Source organism: Bradyrhizobium sp. STM 3843, assembly GCF_000239815.1.
In the GTDB taxonomy this organism is placed as follows: Bacteria; Pseudomonadota; Alphaproteobacteria; order Rhizobiales; family Xanthobacteraceae; genus Bradyrhizobium.
The window spans coordinates 1-17,811 of record NZ_CAFK01000064.1 but is presented as its reverse complement, the minus strand read 5'-3'; the positions used below and the strand labels follow the sequence as shown (position 1 = coordinate 17,811).

Sequence of the window (17,811 nt, the reverse complement as noted above, 5' to 3'; positions counted from 1 at the left end):
GTCGCGGGAGCTTTCCCTGAATGTGGCGCCGTAGGATCGGCTCGTTAGCGCCATCAGAACCATGTTGGATGGTTGTATCGAGTTCGCGCAGCGACGCAAACACTGATTTCCGGCTGCCGAAGCCCACTATGGCGCTGCCGGAATCGCCTTAACAGCTACGGAAATCCAGAAGACCTCGCGACGCGATCCGACCTCGATCGAGGAGGCCGACATGAGCATGGGAGGATCCTCAGGAAGGCAGAATACGTTCTCCGGCTTGGCGGCCGGGCGATGGAAGGCGATCGCGGGATGGCGAGCGGCGTGCTTCATCTGCCTCTGGCTGGTGCTTGCCGGAGCAGCCCTCGCAGATATTCCAGCCGCAGCCGCCGCCGTCGCCGCAGCGACGTGGATAAGCTTGCGCCTACTGGAGCCGCACACCTCGCGACGTTCGCTTAGTGCCATCATCCGACTGGTGTCGCTCTTCCTGTATCACTCGGTGGCCGCCGGAGTGGACGTTGCAAGACGCGCGCTCGATCCCCGATTACCCCTGCGCCCGGGATTTGTGTCCTACTCAACTGGACTTTCACGTGGAACGCGCCGGAACGTGTTCACAACACTCACTAGCCTGCTGCCGGGCACCGTGCCGACAGGAGAGCGGAACGGCCAGCTCTTGTATCACTGCCTCGACGTCGAACAGCCGGTCCTCGCTGAGCTTGCCGCAGAGGAAGCGGCCCTGGTTCGAGCGCTCTACAATGACTGAGTTCCTGACGGCTGCCGTAGGGTTCATTCTGGCGATGTTGGCGCTGGGGCTGGTGTCGATCCTGCGCGGTCCGGGAGACACCGACCGCATGATGGCGGCCCAGTTGATTGGGACGGCCGGCATTGCTGCATTGCTCCTGCTCGGCACCGTGACGGGCGTGCCCGCGGCAGTCGACGTCGCGCTGACCTTGGCACTTCTCGCCACGTTCGCATCCATCGCGTTCGTCAAGAAGGGGCTTTCTAGCCTCGATACTGATGGGGCGGGCATAACGGAGGACAAATGAGCCTCGCACGCGACATGATGACGATTGCGGCAGTGTCAGCGGGCGCATTCTTTTTCCTGGCCGGCACGGTCGGCCTGCTTCGTTTTCCCGACACGCTGACTCGTCTGCATGCGCTCACTAAAGCGGACAATCTCGGCCTCGGCCTCGTCGTGCTCGGCTTGCTGCCGCAAGCAGGGAGTCTGCGCGACGGGTTCAAATTGATAGGCATTTGGCTGCTCACGCTACTTGCGGGTGCGACCGTGTCACAGCTGATCGCGCGCACTGCGCGGGAAGGTGAAACGGCCAAATGAGCATCGCAACTGTTTTCGAGGTCGTGCTTGCTACCGTGGTCCTCGGGTTCGGCTTCTGGACAACAGCGGTTCGCAAAACCTACTCGGCAGCGGTCGGTTTCGTCGCTTACGGATTGCTGGTGGCACTGATCTGGGTGCGCCTTGACGCTGTGGACGTTGCGCTGACCGAGGCCGCGATCAGCGGAGGACTCGGCGGCGTATTGTTGCTAGGTGCGGCGGCGCGATTGCGTGACTCCGAAACGACGGCGGCTGAAGCGCCAGGCAACCTGACGCGAGCGTGCGCGGCTGTATTGTCTGTATTGATCGCCGCGGCGCTGGCTGGCGCCGTTTGGCTCCTGCCCGAACATGCACCAACGCTAGCCCCGAGAATTGTTGCAAATGCGTGGGCGACGAGTCTGGCCAATCCCGTCACCAACGTGCTTATGGCGTTCCGCGCAATGGATACCATGCTTGAGAAAGTCGTGCTGTTGCTGGCCATCATCGGCGTCTGGTCGCTTGCACCCGATACTGCCTGGGGCGGCCGTCCTGGACCGTGCCACCGGGCAGATCCAAATGGCGTTCTGGCTTTTCTCGCGCGCTTGCTGCCGCCCGTCGGAATTGTCGTAGGAATCTACGTCTTTTGGACTGGAGCCGATCACCCCGGCGGAGCCTTTCAGGGCGGCGCGATTCTCGCGTCCATGTGGCTGCTTGCTATCATGGCCGGCCTAGCCGACACCCCAGCCACCAGCCGTCGATGGCTTCGGTGCATCCTGATCGCCGGCCCTGGCCTGTTTCTCGCCGTCGGCCTCGGAGGACTTTGGTTTGGCAGCGCATTCCTTGCTTATCCCGCGGCGTACGCCAAGCCACTGATCCTCGGCATCGAGGTTGCGATGATCCTGACGATCGCGGCGACCCTTGGTTTGCTGCTCGCCGGCGCACCGGAACGGAGTGTAAAGTGACGAGCGGCGCAACAGTGTTCGGATTGTGTGCCGCCGTCGCCGTCGGACTTGGGCTTTATGGCCTGATCACGAATCCGCAGCCACTTCGAAAGATCATTGCCTTCAATGTGTTGGGCAGTGGCGTATTTCTCCTGTTCGGCGTGGTCGGACGGCGGGGTGCCGCAGCAGGGATCGGCAACGATCCGGTGCCGCAGGCGCTGGTGATCACCGGTGTCGTCGTCGCGTTCGCCGCGACGGCCTTGGCCATCGCGCTCTTGCTCCGGCTATTTCAGAAAACCGGCACGACAACACTGTGCAGCGACGTGCGGCCGAGCGCCTGCTCTGATCCATCCGGTGACTAATGCTGCCAGCCGCCGCCGCCCCTGCGCTGGACGCGATGACAAGCACGGGCGGCTTCCTGCTGGTGCTGTCCATCGTCGTCCCTGTCACAGGCGTTTTGCTGGCCTTCATTCTGGGCGACCAGTACGAGAGGCTGGTCGCATGTGCGATTGTCCCGTTCGGCTTGGCGATCGCCGCGGCGATTGTCGTCGCGCTGCCGCAAGGCAACGGCCCTGTCGTCTACGTGTTAGGTGCTTGGCCGCCCCCGCTAGGAATAGCGCTGCGCGCGGATGGATTGTCGGCGGTGATGCTCGCTGCGACCGCGGTCGTGATCTGTGCGGTCGCCGCGTTCGCCGCCGCTGATTTCTCGATAACCGAGACCCGTGTTTCATTCACGTTCTGGATCCTGCTGCTGGCGATCTGGGGAGCGCTAAACACGATCTTTCTCGGCGGTGACCTCTTCACCCTCTATGTCGCATTGGAGTTGCTGACATTCGCCGCGGTACCGTTGGTTTGCCTGGATGGCCGCGGGGAGACGCTGCGCGCCGCGATACGGTATCTGCTCTTTGCCCTGCTTGGTTCCGTTCTCTACTTGCTGGGAACGACACTCCTCTACGGCCTATACGGCACACTCGACATCGTGCTGCTGGGGCGTCGTATCGACACACAACCTGCCGCTGTCGTCGCAGCGGCATTGATGACAACCGGTCTTCTTGCCAAGACCGCACTGGTCCCGTTGCACCTTTGGCTGCCGCCCGCCCATGCTGGCGCACCGGCGGCGGCTAGTGCAATTCTATCCGGACTGGTCGTCAAGGGCTCTTTCTTCATCATTGTACGGCTCTGGTTCAACGTGATGCCTGGACTGCCCGGGTTCATTGCTACGCAATTGCTCGCCGGACTTGGCGGCGTGGCAATCGTACTCGGTAGCGTTGTCGCTCTTCGCCAGGAGCGACTGAAGCTCCTAATTGCATATTCGACACTCGCCCAGATCGGATATCTCTTCTTGATGTTTCCGCTGGCGTTCGGTGCTTCCGGACGGCTTGAGAGCAGTGGCGCCCTGGCGGGGGGTCTGTTGCAGGCGATCTCTCATGCCACCGCGAAGGCCGCAATGTTCCTGGCGGCCGGGTCGATCTATGCGACGCTGGGGCAGGATCGAATCCTGGGGTTGGGCGGTGTCGGCCGCATATTGCCGATCAGCGTACTTGCGTTCGCTTTGAGTGGGCTTGCGCTGATGGGCCTGCCGCCGGGCGGCGCCTATCTCGCGAAGGAGCTGCTCCTTCAGGCGGCAGCCGAAAAAGAGCAGTGGTGGTGGGCTGTCGTGCTTCAGGCGGGCGGAGTTTTCACAGGCGCATATGTTGTGCTCGTGCTCGCACATGCACTGACGGCCGCGAAGGAGCCGATTACTCCGGACAGCTCGGCACCGCGTATTCGAGAGCTGGCCACGCTGGCGCTGGCGCTATGCTCGCTGATGCTGGGCCTCGTACCTTGGGAGGCCTATCTATCGATTCCGAACGGCGTCCCGTCGGACAAGTTTGGCATTGGAGCGCTTTTTAAAATGCTCCTTCCTCTCCTGGGGGGTACAGGGGTGGCGATCTTGCTGGCGCCTTCGAAGCTCCCGAGCTGGCGTCGATCGGGCTGGAACGAACTCATGCCGGTGATCAGCTCGGTCCGTCGCGGAAGCCTTGCATCGAGCGCTATCGTTGAGGCGGGCGACAAGTTTCTCCGTCAGTGGCCCATCGCGTGCATTTCCGTCCTCACTCTGGCGGCGCTGTTCGGCGTATCGATGCTCGGAGCGCACTGAAACGCGATCTGGAACAATGGACGAATATTCATCCGGAGTTTGAGAGGCTCCGAGGATGTTACGACGGTACTGCTTTCGCCGCGGTCGCTCGTTGAACCAGCCCTGGGTCGGAAGTCAGCAGTCGTGGTCTCGGACAGACTGGTGGATGTCATCAAAGACCTGGCAGGGCCCCGCCGCGGCCTACGGATCGAGCTCGGTGTCCCAATAGAGATAGTCGAGCCAGCTTTCGTGCAGGTAGTTCGGCGGAAACAGGCGGCCGTTGCGGTGAAGCTGGTGCACGGTCGGCGCGTAGGGCGTCTGCCTCGGAAACATCTTGGCCTGCTGCGGCGTCATGTTGCCCTTCCGCAGATTGCAGGGCGAGCAGGCGGCGACGACGTTTTCCCAGGTGGTCTGGCCACCCTTGCTGCGCGGGATGATGTGATCGAAGGTCAGGTCGTCGCCGGAGAGGCAATATTGGCAGGCGAAGCGGTCGCGCAGGAAAACATTGAAACGGGTAAAGGCAGGATGCGTGGTCGGTTTGACGAAGGATTTCAGCGAGACCACGCTGGGCAATCGGATCTCGAAGGACGGACTTCGGATCGCCCGGTCGTAATATTCGACGATGTTCACACGATCGAGGAACACCGCTTTGATCGCGTCCTGCCAGGACCAAAGCGATAGCGGATAATAACTCAGCGGCCGGAAGTCCGCGTTCAGCACCAACACCGGCCAACCGCCTTGTGAGACATGTGCGTTCAAGTAACGCTCCTGGCCTCCATTCGGCTGCGAAAGCAGCATGCGCTGACATACTACATGCAGCGTGACGGGATTGTGAAGCCCCGAGAACAGCTTATCCCGTCTTCCAGACTGGGCCGAAAGCGCGTCAGAAGCATGGCAATCGCAGTGTTTAGGCCGGCCTTCTGCAACTCGCTCGCAACATCGGCGATCACCTTTGCGAGAACGCCTGCGGCTGATTCGCTGCCCGGTTCGCGCCCGTGGCGGGGCGCTACTCCGCCATGGTCAGCATGTATCCCTGGTCCGGTGGAACCCGCCCGCCGAGCGTGTCGAGGTAAATCTGCTGCACCGCGGCCGGTCCGCTTCTATGGATCACGGTCAGCCACTGATCGAGCCTCGCCGCGAAGCTCTGCCAGACGGCGCCGAGCCGGCTCTCGATACCGCCCGGGCCCCAATCCTTGGCCCGTTTCCGGATCTGGTCAGGCGCGAAGAACCAGGACGGTTTGGCGCCGGGCAGATCGGCCGCATCGTCGTCCCCGTCCTGATGGGTCAGGCCGACGCGGCCGGAATATCTGACGTTGCCGCCGAAGTGCCGATGCAGCCGGGCCCGCAAGCCGGCATTGCCGGCCATGTCGACGATCGCGACCAGCGCCGATGCATCGAGCCGTTCCACTTCGTCGTAGGCGACGACCTCATGATAGCAGCCGAGCGACTGGACGAAGCCCGCATTCGCAGCCGAGGTCAGGCCGACGACGCGGATGTTCGGCCGCTGGCTATGCAGCAGGTGCGCCAGGCCGAAAGCGGTCTTGCTGGAGGCCGAGGAGAGGATCACGGCATCTGCGCCGAAGAAGGAGTGCTCGGCGAGATAGTCGTCGACCAGGAACGACAGCATGAACAGCGGCCGCAGCAAGGCCTGGTGGTCGCCCTGGCGCCCGGCGAAAGCGGGATCATCGCTCACGCGCGCATAGGCGTTGTAGACCGGCGCCACGCCTTGCCGATGCGGCGCCGCATCGCGCAGGCCGCGCTTGCTGACGCTCTCCGCCTCGATGATGAGATGGGTCGCCATCGGGAAATAGCCGAACAGGCGCTCGCCTTCGCTGACGGCCGGATGGGCCGAGGCGATCACCTCGCCGAAGCCCCACACCGGAATATTGCCGAAGCCAGCCGGTGCCGGAAACAATTGCCAGTATTTCAGCTGATCGCCGAGCAGCGCATAGGTGATGTTGTTCGCGGTGAAGGCAAAGCGCGCGACCCTCACCAGCAACGCGTCGGACGGCAGCGCGTCGGGCAATTCCGTCTCGACCGTCTTGCACTGCTGGAGGTCATTGCGTCTGACGACGAAATCGATCGCTCTCATGGCGTGACCTCCACGACTACTTTGCTGCCTTCGCTCCTGTGATTGTCTTCGACGACGATGACCGTTTTGCAACCGCAACTTTGTTTGAAACGCTGTTCGCTTCGTCAGCGTTTTTCTCCGCGCCGAGCACGCCTTCGCGCTTCTTGATCGCACGATAATAGCTCCACCACAGATGCGCCGCGGCGCCGCGCAGCGGACGCCAGATTTCCGCGATCGGCATCATCTCCTTCGCAGTGGGGCGTTTGCTCAAGCCGAGCCCGATCCTGATCGCCTCCTGCACGGCAAGATCACCTGCGGGCCACGCATCGCCATGGCCGAGGCAGAACAGCAGGTACACGTCCGCAGTCCACGGCCCGATGCCGGGCAATGCGGTAAGCGTGTGGTGCGCGGCGTCGGCATCTTCGTTGGCGAGCACGTCGAGGTTCAGCCGCTCGGCTGATAGTTCGCGCGCGATATGTTTCAGCGTCTTGATCTTTGCCGCCGAAAGGCCAAGCCTGCCCAAACGGTCGGCGCGGGCGCGCCTGATCGCATCGGCGTCGAACGGGTCGAATGCCGCGGAGAGGCGGCCCCAGATCGCGGCGGCGCTCGCGGTGGAGAGCTGCTGGCCGCAGACGATATGCGCAAGCCCGACAAAGCCCGGCTCGCGGCGGCGCAGGCTCGGCATGCCGGCGGCCTCGAGGATCGGGTGAAGCCGCCGGTCTTGCTTCACCAACGCAAGGATGGACTCGTCGAGGGTGGCCTGGCTGTCGAGGTGCTGGGTCATGTGGGCAGGCCTCCCGATCGTCATGTGCGGGCTTGACCCGCGCATCCATCTCATATGGATACAAGCTTCCGCAGGATGGATGGCCGGATCAAGTCCGGCAATGATGCGATCATATGCCACCCGTTTTCCGATTTGCGCCGAGTCCGAACGGTTATCTGCATCTCGGTCACGCCTATTCGGCGCTGCTCAATTTTGACCTAGCCCAGGGATGTGGCGGGCGTTTCCTGCTGCGGATCGAGGACATCGATCCGACCCGCTGCAGGCCGGAATTCGAGCAGGCGATCTATGAGGATCTCGCCTGGCTCGGCATCGCGTGGGAACAGCCGGTGCGCCGCCAGTCGCAGCATCTAAGTGACTACCGGGCGGCGCTGGAGCGGCTGACCGCGCAAGGGCTGGTCTATCCAAGCTTCGAGAGCCGCGCCGAGATCGCGCGGCTGGTTCGTGAGCGTCAGGCGGAGGCGCCGTGGCCGCGCGACCCCGACGGCGCCCCCCTGTATCCGGGAACGGCGAAGCAGCTTTCGGCTGCCGCGCGGACTGAGCGCATGCGGCGGGGGCTGCCCTATGCACTGCGATTGGATATGGCCGCCGCGATCGCCCAGGCCGGCCGGCTCACCTGGACGGAGCAGGGCGAGGGCCCGGAGGGAGAGACCGGCGTGATCGCCGCCCAGCCCGATGCCTGGGGCGACGTGATCCTGGCGCGCAAGGAGACCCCGACCAGCTATCATCTGTCGGTCGTCGTCGACGACGCGCTCCAAGGTGTGACCGATATCGTGCGCGGCCAAGACCTGTTCTACGCTACCGCCGTCCACCGCCTGCTGCAGAGCCTGCTTGGTATGCCTGCGCCGCGCTATCGGCACCACCGGCTGATTCGCGACGCCGGTGGGATGAAGCTCTCGAAGTCCAGTCAGTCCGTCGGATTACGGGCGCTGCGTGCGGAGGGCGCGTCGCCGTCTGACATCCGGCGTAAGGTCGGCCTGCTGTAAATTTCGGATTGTTGTCCGATCGTTTCCGGCGGGGACAACCCAAACGTCATCGTGACACCCGGGGGCCAGCCGTGCCATGCTGGGGACAGGCGCGGGTTAATCAGGAGCTTCAACCGAAAGCGGCACACGACGACATGACCATGCAGGTGCCCCTTCGTTGCCGGAGTTCATGTCAGAAGGGCCATGATGAGACGCGTTCGGAAGCGGGGTGGGGGGCGCCAAGCCCGATCGGCCAAGCCGGGCAGCAAGCCCGGACAGCCGGCCTCGGGCTTGCCTAAATCGAATTTGGGCAAGATGTCTTTGGGCAGGCTGTCCGCCAAGACGAATTCCCAGACTACGAATTCCCGGACCGCGAATTCGACCACAATTTCGCGGAAAACGAATTCGCCCAAAAGGGCTTCACTTAAGCCGGGTTCACTCAAGGCGAGCTCACTCAAGACTAGCACACCCAAGACGAGCTCACCCAAGACGAGGCTGCTCAAGAAGCGCTCCCCCCAGGTGACGTCAGCGCGCGCGATGCCACAACCATCGCGCGAAGCAGGTGTGCCAACGCCGTCGTCGCGCGGCGTGGTCGAAGCGGCGCTGGCGGTGTTCGCCCATGAGGTCCGCACGCCCTTGACCGGCATCCTGGCGATCAGCGATCTGCTGGCGACCTCCGAGCTCGGCGAACGCGAGCGCCGCTGGGTCGAGACGATCAAGGCCGGCGCCGAGCATCTCTCCAGCCTCGCGACCTTGTTCGTCGATGCCGCCAAGCACGAGACCACCGGTGCAGCACCGCGTGCGGATCTGTTCGATCTGCGCGTTCTCGCCCGCGCCGCCGGCGATTCCTTGGCCGGCCGCGCGGCGGCCAAAGGATTGGCAGCCAAGGTCGATCTCTCCGACGAATTGCCGACGCTGGTGGTCGGTGACCCCGTTCGGCTGCGCGCCGCGCTGGAAAATCTGATCGATAACGCCGTGAAATTCACCGAGCAGGGCGGCGTCGCGCTCAAGGTCGCCATGGCAGGTCGCCCGGGACGTGCCAAGCGCAGGGCGGCGGAACATGACACGGTCGCTGTCGCCTTCGAGGTGTCCGACAGCGGCATCGGTCTGAGCTTGCAGGAGGTCAAGCGCCTGTTCCGCCCGTTCACGCAGGCCAATGTCTCGATCGCATCACGTTTCGGGGGAGCCGGCCTCGGGCTCTCCTCAGTTCGGCAACTGGCCCGCGCGATGGGCGGCGACGTCTCAGTGGCGCCGCGCCCGAAGGGTGGCACGACATTCACATTGACGGTCATGCTGACCATTGCTGCCGTGCCGGAAACGAATGTCGACGGTATGGCGGACGGCCCCTCGCTCGCATCTGCACGACCGTTGCGGGTGCTCGGGGTCGAGGACAATCCGTTCGGCCGGGTCGTGCTGAATACGATCCTGAACGAGCTCGGCCATCAGGCCGAATTCATCGGCCGTGGCGAGGCTGCGTCGGAACGGGTCGAGAAGGGCGGCCTGGACGCGGTGCTGATGGACATGGTGCTGCCCGGCATCAACGGTGTCGAGGCGATCGCGCGCATCCGCAAGCTCGCCGCGCCTGCGGGCAGGATCCCGATCATCGGCGTATCGGGTCGCGGCGAGGACGAGGCTGCGGCACGGGCGGCCGGCGCCGATGCCTTCCTGCTCAAGCCCGTTTCTCCGCGGGCGCTGGCGACCGCGCTGCTCGAGGCGACCTACCGCGCGGCAGCCGCGACTTGATGATCGCGGCGTTGAGCTCGCCACCGTAGATGAAGATGGCGGCGATGAAATAGAGAAACACCAGTGCAATGATCACCGACGCCAGCCCGGCATACATCGTGACGTAGTTGTTGGCGAAGCGCGCCAGATACTGGCCGAACACGATGCCGGAGATCAGCGAGGCGAGTAAGGTAAAGACGATGCCGGGCAGAATCTGCAGAAAGCTGCGGCGGCCGCACGGCAGCCAGGCATGAAGAACGAAGAGCGCGACGGTCAGGGCCGTGACCGTGATCCCGTAGCGCGACAGGTGCACGAAGCGCTCATTGGTCTCGACGGCGAGCGGAAGATAGTGGCGCGCGGTCGCCATGATCAAAGGTCCGAGCACGATCAGGAACGACATGGCAAGCGCGGTGAACGCGGCGAGCAGCGTGTAGCCGATCGACTCCAGCCGCAGCCAATACCAGCGCCGCGGCTCGACCACGTTATAGGCGCGATTGAGCCCGACGCGGAGCGCCTCGACGCCGTTGGAGGCGAAATAGACCGAGAGCACGGCGCCGATCGTCAGTGCATCGGTTCGGGTCGTGGTGAGCACGTCGTGGATCTGGGTGGCCAGCGCATCGGCCACCTGGGTCGGCCAGGTCTGCAGCAGCAGGCTGGCGGCCTGATCGGCGAGATTCTTGGAGCCGAGAAAGCCGGCGAGCGAGGTCAGCACGATCAGGAACGGAAACAGCGCCATCAGGCTCGAGAGCGCAATATGGCTCGCGATCGCCCAGCCGTCATCGGCAAGGAAAGTGTAGAACGCATCCCAGCTGACGTGGATGATATAACGAAGCAGCCTCACCTTGCACCTGCACCCGCGACGGCAGCCGTTCAGGGCGACCATCGGACATTCTTCCGCGAAAAGCCAGATCGTGCAGCACCGCAGCACCGATCCGCCATCTCTGATCCGCCAGATCTGATCCGAGATGGCGCCCAGGGGCTTCCGATGTTATCTAACGCCGATGACGTCCCTGTTGAGCATGTTAATTCTTCCCATCGCCGTCGGCGCGGTTGCGCTCGTGCTGTTCCTCGGCCTCGTCAACATGATGCGCGGTGGTTCACCCAACCTGTCGCAGAAGCTGATGCGCTGGCGCGTGATCCTGCAGTTCGTCGCCATCGTTGTCGCGATGGCCGCGATCTGGGCCATGGGTCGCTAAGTAAGGATGGGTCGTTAAGGTGGGTCGCTAAGACAGGTCGTTAAGGAGACACACATGGTCGTCCTCAACCGCATCTATACGCGCACCGGTGACGACGGTACGACAGCGCTGGGCAACGGTGAGCGCCGGCCGAAATTCGACCTGCGCGTCTCGGCGTATGGCACGGTCGACGAAACCAATGCGGCGATCGGCGTGGTCCGGCTTCATCTGGCCGAGGCGCCGGAGATCGACGCCATGCTGTCGCTGATCCAGAACGATCTGTTCGACCTCGGGGCCGACCTTGCCGTTCCCCAGCGCGACGGCAAGGCCGAGCGGTTGCGCGTGGTCTCGAGCCAGGTCGACCGTCTCGAACGCGACATCGATGCGCTGAACGCGCAGCTTCCGCCGCTCACCTCGTTCGTGCTGCCGGGCGGCACGCCGGCCGGGGCGCATCTGCATCTGGCGCGAACGATCTGCCGCCGGGCGGAACGGCTGATGGCGGAACTTGCCGCCCAGCCCAACGAGCCGGTCAGCGAGGCCGCCCTGCGCTACATGAACCGGCTGTCGGATTTCCTGTTTGTCGCCAGCCGCGCGGCGAACGGGAACGGCGCCGGCGACGTTCTTTGGGTTCCCGGGCAGAATCGTTGACGCGCCGGCCGCGCCGATCCGCTATGATGTCCCGGCTCGGGCGTCAGGTGTCCAGCGCGTGGACGCAAGATCGAAAAGCCGCGCTGAATCATGGATTTGCGATTACCGAGGGAGGCGGCAAGGGGGTAAGGTGATCGCTCGCGGCGGGGGTACGCATTCGGATCCAAGGACCCCGCCGTGCGGAGCATGAATTTTCCCCTCTCGCGCGTTGACCGGGGGGTACGGCCGATTTAGGTTCCGCGCCCGAACAGGTTAACCCGAAAGATTTAAGCGAAAGAGGATCGATGAAGGTTCTGGTGCCGGTCAAGCGGGTGGTCGATTACAACGTCAAGGTCCGCGTCAAGAGCGACGGATCGGGCGTTGAACTCGCCAATGTCAAGATGTCGATGAATCCGTTCGACGAGATCGCGGTCGAGGAAGCGTTGCGGCTGAAGGAAGCCGGCAAGGCCACCGAGGTCGTGATCGTCTCGATCGGACCCGCGCAGGCGTCAGAGACGATCCGCACCGCGCTGGCGATGGGCGCCGATCGCGGCGTCCTGGTCAAGGCCGAAGGCAATGTCGAGCCGCTGGCGGTGGCCAAGATCCTCAAGGTCGTCGCGCAGGAGGAGCAGCCCGGTCTCATCATTCTCGGCAAGCAGGCGATCGATGACGACAGCAATCAGACCGGCCAGATGCTGGCCGCGCTGCTCGGCTGGTCGCAGGCGACCTTCGCGTCCAAGCTCGAGGTCGAAGGCTCTGACTTCCAAGTGACGCGCGAGGTCGATGGCGGTCTGCAGACCGTGAAGCTGAAGGGGCCTGCGATCGTCACCACCGATCTCCGCCTCAACGAGCCGCGCTATGCGTCGCTGCCGAACATCATGAAGGCGAAGAAGAAGCCGATTGCGGAGAAGACCGCCGCCGACACCGGCGTCGATCTCACGCCCCACCTCGAAATTCTCAAGACCGCAGAACCGGCGGGCCGCAAGGCCGGCGTCAAGGTCAAGGACGTCGCCGAACTCGTCTCCAAACTCAAGACCGAAGCCGGGGTGCTGTGATGGCGACGCTGCTGATTGCCGAACACGACAATACTGCCGTCAAGGACGCGACCAACAAGACGCTGACCGCCGCCGCTGCGCTCGGCGCCGAAGTCGACGTGCTGGTCGCCGGTCAGAACGCCAAGGCCGCCGCCGATGCGGCCGCCAAGCTTGCGGGCGTCAGGAAGGTGCTGCTGGCCGACGATGCGGCCTATGCGCACGACCTCGCCGAGCCGCTGGCGGCGCTGATCGTCCAGCTCGCCGCGGGCTATGACGCGATCGTCGCGCCCGCGACCTCGCGCTACAAGAACGTGATGCCGCGCGTGGCTGCGCTCTTGGACGTGATGCAGGTGTCCGAGATCATCAAGGTGGTGGCGCCGGATACGTTCGAGCGGCCGATCTATGCCGGCAACGCGATCCAGACCGTGAAATCCAAGGACGCCAAGAAGGTGATCACGGTGCGCACCTCGACCTTCGCCGCCGCCGGCGAGGGTGGCAGCGCGCCGGTCGAGACCGTTGCAGCCGTCGCCGATCCGGCGCTGTCGAGCTTCGTCGGCGAGGAGGTCGCCAAGAGCGACCGTCCCGAGCTGACCTCGGCCAAGATCATCGTCTCCGGCGGCCGCGCCATGCAGAGCCGCGAGAACTTCGCCAAATATATCGAGCCGCTGGCCGACAAGCTCGGCGCCGGCGTCGGCGCCTCGCGCGCCGCGGTCGATGCCGGTTACGCGCCGAACGACTGGCAGGTCGGTCAGACCGGCAAGGTGGTGGCGCCGGAGCTTTATGTCGCGGTCGGTATTTCCGGCGCGATCCAGCACTTGGCCGGCATGAAGGATTCCAAGGTGATCGTGGCGATCAACAAGGACGAGGATGCGCCGATCTTCCAGGTTGCCGATTACGGTCTGGTCGCCGATCTTTATCAGGCCGTCCCAGAGCTGACCGAGGCGCTCGGCAAGCTCGGCAAATAAACCGGTCGACACCGTCCGGAAGGGGCGATCCCGGCCGGTGTCTCGACGTTATCAGGAGCATGGACAGGCGCGGGATACGCGCCGTTCCGGTGGACAAGAAAATGGCTCAGATCAACAAGGTCGGCGTGATCGGCGCGGGACAGATGGGCAACGGGATTGCCCATGTCGCCGCGCTCGCCGGGCTCGACGTGGTGCTCAACGACGTCTCCTCCGACCGGTTGAAGTCGGGGATGGCTACGATCAATGGCAATCTGACCCGCCAGGTTGCCAAGAAGGTCATCACCGACGAGGCCCGCGGCCAGGCCCTGGGCCACATCACCGCGGCCGAGACGCTCGACGGCCTTGCCGATTGCGACCTCGTGATCGAGACCGCGACTGAAAAGGAAGAGGTCAAGCGCAAGATCTTCCATGATCTCTGCGCCGTCCTGAAGCCAGAGGCCCTGATCGCCTCCAATACCTCCTCGATCTCGATCACGCGGCTGGCGGCCTGCACCGATCGGCCCGAGCATTTTATCGGGATCCACTTTATGAATCCGGTTCCGCTCATGGAACTGGTGGAGCTGATCCGCGGCATTGCCACCGATGATGTGACGTTCGAGGCATCCAAGGAATTCGTCACCCGCCTGGGCAAGCAGGTCGCGGTCTCCGAGGATTTCCCGGCCTTCATCGTCAACCGCATCCTGCTGCCGATGATCAACGAGGCGATCTACACGCTCTACGAGGGCGTCGGGAACGTCGAGGCGATCGACGCGGCGATGAAGCTCGGTGCCCATCATCCGATGGGGCCGTTGGAGCTCGCCGATTTCATCGGCTTGGACATCTGCCTCTCCATCATGCAGGTGCTGCATGAGGGGCTCGCCGATTCCAAATACCGGCCCTGTCCGCTGCTGGTGAAATATGTCGAGGCCGGCTGGCTCGGCCGCAAAACCCAGCGCGGCTTCTACGACTATCGCGGCGCCAAGCCGGTGCCGACGCGCTGAACCCGCCGCTCGCTATTGTTCCTTCGTTAAGACTTGCCGGTTAACGTGCAGTGGCGAGGGGTATTTGCGTATGGATATGAGCTTGGTTACCGCCATCATGGCGCAGCAACAGGGTGCGGTGCAGCAGCAGGTTGCGACCTCCATGCTGAAGCAGAACCTCGATGCCCAGAAGTCGGCGGTGCTGACCCTGCTCGGCGGCGCCCAGCAGACGCTCTCGCTCGCCAATGTCGGGCCGGGCGTTGGCGGCAACCTCAACATCGCCGCCTGAGTCTGCGGCGTCAAAAAAAATCGAACCGTCATCTCGTTCGCGGTCATTCCGAGAAACCATGGTGCGCGGTAGCGCACCTGAGAATCTCGAGATTCCGGGTTCAGCCCTGACGGGCTGCCCCGGAATGACGGCAATCATGACGCGCTAGAGCTACAGCCCCGCTGCGGCGGGCGTGGTCGCCGCCTTGATCAGCTTCACCGCGTCGTCGCTGTCCCATTCGGCGGGGCCGGCGATGGTCGCGATCTCGCAACCGGAGGCGTCCACCAGCACCGAGGTCGGCATGCCCAAGGCGCGGCCGATTGACTTCAGGTCCTGGAACACCTTGGCCTTGGCGTCGCTGAAATACTCCAGCTTCGTCAGCTTGGCGTCGGCCAGGAAGGCCTTCGGCTTGTCGGCATCGCGGGTGTCGATATTGACCGCGACCACCTGGAAGTCTGGCCCCCCGAGCCTGGCCTGCAGCCGGTCGAGCGCCGGCATCTCCTTGCGGCAGGGCACGCACCAGGTCGCCCACAGGTTCAACAGCACCGTCCGGCCGCGGAAGTCGGAGAGCTTTTTCGGCGCGCCGTTGGCGTCCTCAAAGGCCAAGTCCGGCAGCTTGAGCGGGGTCGCCGCCATGGTCAGCGCCGCCACCTCGCCATGGGCGAGCGGGGCGATCTTCTTGGCGAGACCGACCGCCGGAAGGCAGGCCTGGTCGCCTGCGGGGCGTCCGTGCAAGAACCCGCTGCCGTAAAGACCGACCACCCCTAACGCGGCGATGGCCACGATGGCGCCGATCAGGAGCGGGGTCCGGCCCGAGGCGGCCGGGCGGGCAAGGGATTGATCGGGCGACTGATCGGGCGACGGATCGGGCTTATCGTTTGTCATATCGGGTCGGTTACGGCTATCAGAGGCGCCAATCGGGTGCACGCTTCAAGACGGCGTCTCCCTTTGGCGGTCAGGCAAGATTTTAAGAGCGGCAAGTCATGAGCGACAAGGCATGAGCAACAAGATGTGGGGCGGCCGGTTCTCGGAGCGTCCCGACGAGATCATGGAGGAAATCAACGTCTCCATCGACGTCGACCGTCACCTCTACGCCCAGGACATCGCCGCGTCCAAGGCGCACGCTGCGATGCTCGCTGCGCAGGGCATCATCACCGCGAGTGATGCGAAAAATATCGGCAAGGGTCTAGACACGATTTTGTCAGAGATTGCCAAGGGTTCGTTCGAATTCAAGCGGGCGCTCGAAGACATCCATATGAATGTCGAGAGCCGCTTGGGCGAATTGATCGGCCCCGCGGCCGGCCGCCTGCATACCGCCCGTTCCCGCAACGACCAGGTGGCGACCGATTTCCGCCTGTTCGTCCGCGACACCCTCGACGAGGTCGACGCCGCGCTCGCGGCCTATCAGCAGGCCCTCGCCGAGCGGGCGCTGGAGCATGCCGGAACGGTGATGCCCGGCTTCACCCATCTGCAGACCGCGCAGCCCGTCACCTTCGGCCATCATCTTCTGGCCTATGTCGAGATGGCCGCGCGCGACCGCGGCCGCTTTGCGGACGCCCGCAAGCGGCTCAACGAATCGCCGCTCGGCGCTGCCGCACTCGCGGGCACCTCATTTCCGATCGACCGCCACGCCACGGCGGAGGCGCTCGGCTTCGAGCGGCCGATGGCCAATTCGCTGGATGCGGTCTCCGACCGCGACTTCGTGCTGGAGACGCTGTCGGCGGCCTCGATCTGCGCGGTGCATCTGTCGCGCTTCGCCGAGGAGATCGTGATCTGGACCTCGCCGCTGATCGGGCTGGTGAAGCTGTCGGACAAGTTCACCACCGGCTCCTCGATCATGCCGCAGAAGCGCAATCCGGACGCGGCCGAGCTGGTGCGCGCCAAGACCGGCCGGGTGATCGGCGCGCTGAACGCGCTCCTGATCGTGATGAAGGGCCTGCCGCTCGCCTATCAGAAGGACATGCAGGAGGACAAGCACGGGGCGATGGAGGCGTTTGCCGCGCTGTCGCTGGCGATCCGCGCCATGACTGGCATGGCGATCGACCTCGTGCCCGACGAGGCCCGCATGAAAGTGGCGGCCGGCGAGGGCTATGCCACCGCGACCGACCTCGCCGACTGGCTGGTGCGGACCCTGAAAATGCCGTTCCGCGAGGCGCATCACGTGACGGGGCGGATCGTCGCGCTCGCAGCCAAACAGGGTGTCGCGTTGCACGAGCTGCCGCTCAAGGCCATGCAGGAGGTCGAGCCGAAGATCACGGCCGAGGTGCTCGGCGTGCTCAGTGTCGAATCGTCGGTGAAGAGCCGCACGAGCTTCGGCGGCACCGCGCCGAAGAACGTGACCGCGCAGGCGAAGAGCTGGCTGAAACGGTTGGAAAAACAGCGAAAATAGGGCGCCGTCCGGCAATTTGGCCGTGCCGGCGTGGCACTCCGGCACTCGCCATGGCCAGCCTTTCTCTGTATGGTGCCGCCCGCATTGGGGATATCGAACGTGAATCGTAGCCGTCGTCCGTCAGGCTGGGCCATCGTCGTTGTGAGCGCCGCCGCGCTGCTGCTCGCCTCCTGCGGGCGCAAGGGTCCGCTGGACCTGCCGCCGACCGCGCCGCCGCAGCCCCAATTGTCGTCCGCCCCGAGCGACACCGCAACGGAGAGAGCGGCCAAGCCGTCCCTGTTCAGCTCGGACTACGGCGCAGACGCCGCCCCCGCCGCGCCGCGCGGCACCAAAAAATCCTTCATCCTCGACCCGCTGCTGGACAGCGGCAAGTAGGCCTGAGCTCAGGCTCGACGGGTGGTTGATGCTTCACCCTCCCCTGGAGGGGGAGGGTCGCCTCACGGCGAGCAAAGCCAACCGTGAGGCGGGGTGGGGTGATCTCTCCACCCGCACCGGCTTGCTTGGCTC

General features: G+C 64.3%; 22 protein-coding genes. 16 read left to right on the top strand and 6 right to left on the bottom strand.

What is annotated here, in order from left to right; all coding sequences use genetic code 11:
• Nucleotides 1-211: 211 nt before the first annotated feature.
• Genes BRAS3843_RS09235 through BRAS3843_RS09210 form a run of 6 tightly spaced genes read left to right on the top strand, consistent with a single transcriptional unit; the run spans nt 212 to nt 4,369 of the window.
• Nucleotides 212-739, top strand: coding sequence for a Na+/H+ antiporter subunit E (locus BRAS3843_RS09235; protein WP_008968568.1), 528 nt, complete (start codon nt 212-214; stop codon nt 737-739).
• Nucleotides 732-1,022 (top strand): monovalent cation/H+ antiporter complex subunit F, encoded by a 291-nt coding sequence (locus tag BRAS3843_RS09230; protein WP_008968567.1) that lies wholly within the window; start codon nt 732-734, stop codon nt 1,020-1,022. Before BRAS3843_RS09235 ends, BRAS3843_RS09230 begins: the two co-directional genes overlap by 8 nt.
• Entirely contained in the window at nt 1,019-1,312 is a 294-nt protein-coding gene (locus BRAS3843_RS09225) for a monovalent cation/H(+) antiporter subunit G (protein ID WP_008968566.1), read from the top strand. Before BRAS3843_RS09230 ends, BRAS3843_RS09225 begins: the two co-directional genes overlap by 4 nt.
• Entirely contained in the window at nt 1,309-2,250 is a 942-nt protein-coding gene (locus BRAS3843_RS09220; protein ID WP_008968565.1) for an MnhB domain-containing protein, read from the top strand. The genes BRAS3843_RS09225 and BRAS3843_RS09220 overlap by 4 nt, the downstream gene beginning before the upstream one ends.
• Nucleotides 2,247-2,591 (top strand): NADH-quinone oxidoreductase subunit K, encoded by a 345-nt coding sequence (locus tag BRAS3843_RS09215; protein WP_008968564.1) that lies wholly within the window; start codon nt 2,247-2,249, stop codon nt 2,589-2,591. Before BRAS3843_RS09220 ends, BRAS3843_RS09215 begins: the two co-directional genes overlap by 4 nt.
• Nucleotides 2,591-4,369: a proton-conducting transporter membrane subunit gene (locus BRAS3843_RS09210; RefSeq protein WP_008968563.1), complete on the top strand. Its 1,779-nt coding sequence runs from the start codon at nt 2,591-2,593 to the stop codon at nt 4,367-4,369. The genes BRAS3843_RS09215 and BRAS3843_RS09210 overlap by 1 nt, the downstream gene beginning before the upstream one ends.
• Before the next feature lie 180 nt (nt 4,370-4,549).
• On the opposite strand, the gene BRAS3843_RS09205 is transcribed toward BRAS3843_RS09210, so the two are convergent.
• The 3 genes from BRAS3843_RS09205 to BRAS3843_RS09195 all read right to left on the bottom strand — a co-directional run bounded on the left by BRAS3843_RS09205 (nt 4,550) and on the right by BRAS3843_RS09195 (nt 7,203).
• A complete protein-coding gene (locus tag BRAS3843_RS09205) occupies nt 4,550-5,107 on the bottom strand; it encodes an HNH endonuclease (protein ID WP_008968562.1) in 558 nt (185 codons plus the stop codon).
• Nucleotides 5,108-5,354: 247 nt separating this feature from the next.
• A complete protein-coding gene (locus BRAS3843_RS09200) occupies nt 5,355-6,440 on the bottom strand; it encodes a DUF2855 family protein (RefSeq protein WP_008968561.1) in 1,086 nt (361 codons plus the stop codon).
• Nucleotides 6,441-6,456: 16 nt separating this feature from the next.
• On the bottom strand, nt 6,457-7,203 hold the full coding sequence (locus BRAS3843_RS09195) for a DNA-3-methyladenine glycosylase (protein WP_008968560.1): 747 nt from the start codon (nt 7,201-7,203) through the stop codon (nt 6,457-6,459).
• A gap of 113 nt (nt 7,204-7,316) precedes the next feature.
• On the opposite strand from BRAS3843_RS09195, the gene gluQRS reads away from it, so the two are divergent.
• The gene (gene gluQRS / locus BRAS3843_RS09190) at nt 7,317-8,186 is read left to right on the top strand and encodes a tRNA glutamyl-Q(34) synthetase GluQRS (protein ID WP_008968559.1); all 870 of its coding nucleotides are present in this window, start codon (nt 7,317-7,319) and stop codon (nt 8,184-8,186) included.
• A gap of 167 nt (nt 8,187-8,353) precedes the next feature.
• On the opposite strand, the gene BRAS3843_RS40635 is transcribed toward gluQRS, so the two are convergent.
• The gene (locus BRAS3843_RS40635; protein ID WP_035981212.1) at nt 8,354-8,668 is read right to left on the bottom strand and encodes a hypothetical protein; all 315 of its coding nucleotides are present in this window, start codon (nt 8,666-8,668) and stop codon (nt 8,354-8,356) included.
• A gap of 34 nt (nt 8,669-8,702) precedes the next feature.
• Here BRAS3843_RS40635 and BRAS3843_RS09180 point away from each other — a divergent pair, with 34 nt between their 5' ends.
• A complete protein-coding gene (locus tag BRAS3843_RS09180) occupies nt 8,703-9,908 on the top strand; it encodes an ATP-binding protein (RefSeq protein WP_139024786.1) in 1,206 nt (401 codons plus the stop codon).
• On the opposite strand, the gene BRAS3843_RS09175 is transcribed toward BRAS3843_RS09180, so the two are convergent.
• Nucleotides 9,835-10,770 carry a YihY/virulence factor BrkB family protein gene (locus BRAS3843_RS09175; protein WP_008968556.1) on the bottom strand — a complete coding sequence of 312 codons (936 nt, stop codon included), beginning with the start codon at nt 10,768-10,770 and terminating at the stop codon, nt 9,835-9,837. The two genes, BRAS3843_RS09180 and BRAS3843_RS09175, sit on opposite strands and share 74 nt — an antisense overlap.
• Before the next feature lie 118 nt (nt 10,771-10,888).
• Between BRAS3843_RS09175 and BRAS3843_RS09170 the strand changes: the two genes are divergently transcribed.
• From BRAS3843_RS09170 to BRAS3843_RS09145, 6 genes are all read left to right on the top strand, one after another.
• Entirely contained in the window at nt 10,889-11,083 is a 195-nt protein-coding gene (locus BRAS3843_RS09170) for a twin transmembrane helix small protein (protein ID WP_008968555.1), read from the top strand.
• A 54-nt stretch (nt 11,084-11,137) separates the two neighbouring features.
• Nucleotides 11,138-11,710: a cob(I)yrinic acid a,c-diamide adenosyltransferase gene (locus BRAS3843_RS09165; RefSeq protein WP_008968554.1), complete on the top strand. Its 573-nt coding sequence runs from the start codon at nt 11,138-11,140 to the stop codon at nt 11,708-11,710.
• A gap of 284 nt (nt 11,711-11,994) precedes the next feature.
• The gene (locus BRAS3843_RS09160; RefSeq protein ID WP_008968553.1) at nt 11,995-12,744 is read left to right on the top strand and encodes an electron transfer flavoprotein subunit beta/FixA family protein; all 750 of its coding nucleotides are present in this window, start codon (nt 11,995-11,997) and stop codon (nt 12,742-12,744) included.
• A complete protein-coding gene (locus BRAS3843_RS09155) occupies nt 12,744-13,688 on the top strand; it encodes an FAD-binding protein (protein ID WP_008968552.1) in 945 nt (314 codons plus the stop codon). The genes BRAS3843_RS09160 and BRAS3843_RS09155 overlap by 1 nt, the downstream gene beginning before the upstream one ends.
• 101 nt (nt 13,689-13,789) lie before the next feature.
• A complete protein-coding gene (locus tag BRAS3843_RS09150) occupies nt 13,790-14,668 on the top strand; it encodes a 3-hydroxybutyryl-CoA dehydrogenase (RefSeq protein WP_008968551.1) in 879 nt (292 codons plus the stop codon).
• A gap of 70 nt (nt 14,669-14,738) precedes the next feature.
• Entirely contained in the window at nt 14,739-14,936 is a 198-nt protein-coding gene (locus BRAS3843_RS09145) for a putative motility protein (protein WP_008968550.1), read from the top strand.
• Between the two features lie 150 nt (nt 14,937-15,086).
• Here the strand turns inward: BRAS3843_RS09145 and BRAS3843_RS09140 are convergent, their stop codons facing one another.
• Entirely contained in the window at nt 15,087-15,800 is a 714-nt protein-coding gene (locus BRAS3843_RS09140) for a TlpA disulfide reductase family protein (RefSeq protein WP_008968549.1), read from the bottom strand.
• A gap of 112 nt (nt 15,801-15,912) precedes the next feature.
• On the opposite strand from BRAS3843_RS09140, the gene argH reads away from it, so the two are divergent.
• The gene (argH, locus tag BRAS3843_RS09135) at nt 15,913-17,304 is read left to right on the top strand and encodes an argininosuccinate lyase (protein WP_008968548.1); all 1,392 of its coding nucleotides are present in this window, start codon (nt 15,913-15,915) and stop codon (nt 17,302-17,304) included.
• A gap of 69 nt (nt 17,305-17,373) precedes the next feature.
• Complete coding sequence (locus tag BRAS3843_RS09130) at nt 17,374-17,679, top strand: lipoprotein (RefSeq protein ID WP_175361097.1); 306 nt, start codon at nt 17,374-17,376, stop codon at nt 17,677-17,679.
• Nucleotides 17,680-17,811: the final 132 nt, after the last annotated feature.

Bases quoted from the DNA above. Each gene is read 5' to 3' on its own strand.
- BRAS3843_RS09145 (WP_008968550.1), top strand. From the start codon at position 14,739: ATGGATATGAGCTTGGTTACCGCCATCATGGCGCAGCAACAGGGTGCG.
- argH (WP_008968548.1), top strand. From the start codon at position 15,913: ATGAGCAACAAGATGTGGGGCGGCCGGTTCTCGGAGCGTCCCGACGAG.
- BRAS3843_RS09175 (WP_008968556.1), bottom strand. From the start codon at position 10,770: ATGGTCGCCCTGAACGGCTGCCGTCGCGGGTGCAGGTGCAAGGTGAGG.
- BRAS3843_RS09225 (WP_008968566.1), top strand. From the start codon at position 1,019: ATGAGCCTCGCACGCGACATGATGACGATTGCGGCAGTGTCAGCGGGC.
- BRAS3843_RS09200 (WP_008968561.1), bottom strand. From the start codon at position 6,440: ATGAGAGCGATCGATTTCGTCGTCAGACGCAATGACCTCCAGCAGTGC.
- BRAS3843_RS09210 (WP_008968563.1), top strand. From the start codon at position 2,591: ATGCTGCCAGCCGCCGCCGCCCCTGCGCTGGACGCGATGACAAGCACG.
- BRAS3843_RS09130 (WP_175361097.1), top strand. From the start codon at position 17,374: ATGGTGCCGCCCGCATTGGGGATATCGAACGTGAATCGTAGCCGTCGT.
- BRAS3843_RS09220 (WP_008968565.1), top strand. From the start codon at position 1,309: ATGAGCATCGCAACTGTTTTCGAGGTCGTGCTTGCTACCGTGGTCCTC.
- BRAS3843_RS09170 (WP_008968555.1), top strand. From the start codon at position 10,889: ATGACGTCCCTGTTGAGCATGTTAATTCTTCCCATCGCCGTCGGCGCG.
- BRAS3843_RS09165 (WP_008968554.1), top strand. From the start codon at position 11,138: ATGGTCGTCCTCAACCGCATCTATACGCGCACCGGTGACGACGGTACG.
- gluQRS (WP_008968559.1), top strand. From the start codon at position 7,317: ATGCCACCCGTTTTCCGATTTGCGCCGAGTCCGAACGGTTATCTGCAT.
- BRAS3843_RS09195 (WP_008968560.1), bottom strand. From the start codon at position 7,203: ATGACCCAGCACCTCGACAGCCAGGCCACCCTCGACGAGTCCATCCTT.
- BRAS3843_RS09155 (WP_008968552.1), top strand. From the start codon at position 12,744: ATGGCGACGCTGCTGATTGCCGAACACGACAATACTGCCGTCAAGGAC.
- BRAS3843_RS09230 (WP_008968567.1), top strand. From the start codon at position 732: ATGACTGAGTTCCTGACGGCTGCCGTAGGGTTCATTCTGGCGATGTTG.
- BRAS3843_RS09140 (WP_008968549.1), bottom strand. From the start codon at position 15,800: ATGACAAACGATAAGCCCGATCCGTCGCCCGATCAGTCGCCCGATCAA.
- BRAS3843_RS09180 (WP_139024786.1), top strand. From the start codon at position 8,703: ATGCCACAACCATCGCGCGAAGCAGGTGTGCCAACGCCGTCGTCGCGC.
- BRAS3843_RS09160 (WP_008968553.1), top strand. From the start codon at position 11,995: ATGAAGGTTCTGGTGCCGGTCAAGCGGGTGGTCGATTACAACGTCAAG.
- BRAS3843_RS09235 (WP_008968568.1), top strand. From the start codon at position 212: ATGAGCATGGGAGGATCCTCAGGAAGGCAGAATACGTTCTCCGGCTTG.
- BRAS3843_RS09150 (WP_008968551.1), top strand. From the start codon at position 13,790: ATGGCTCAGATCAACAAGGTCGGCGTGATCGGCGCGGGACAGATGGGC.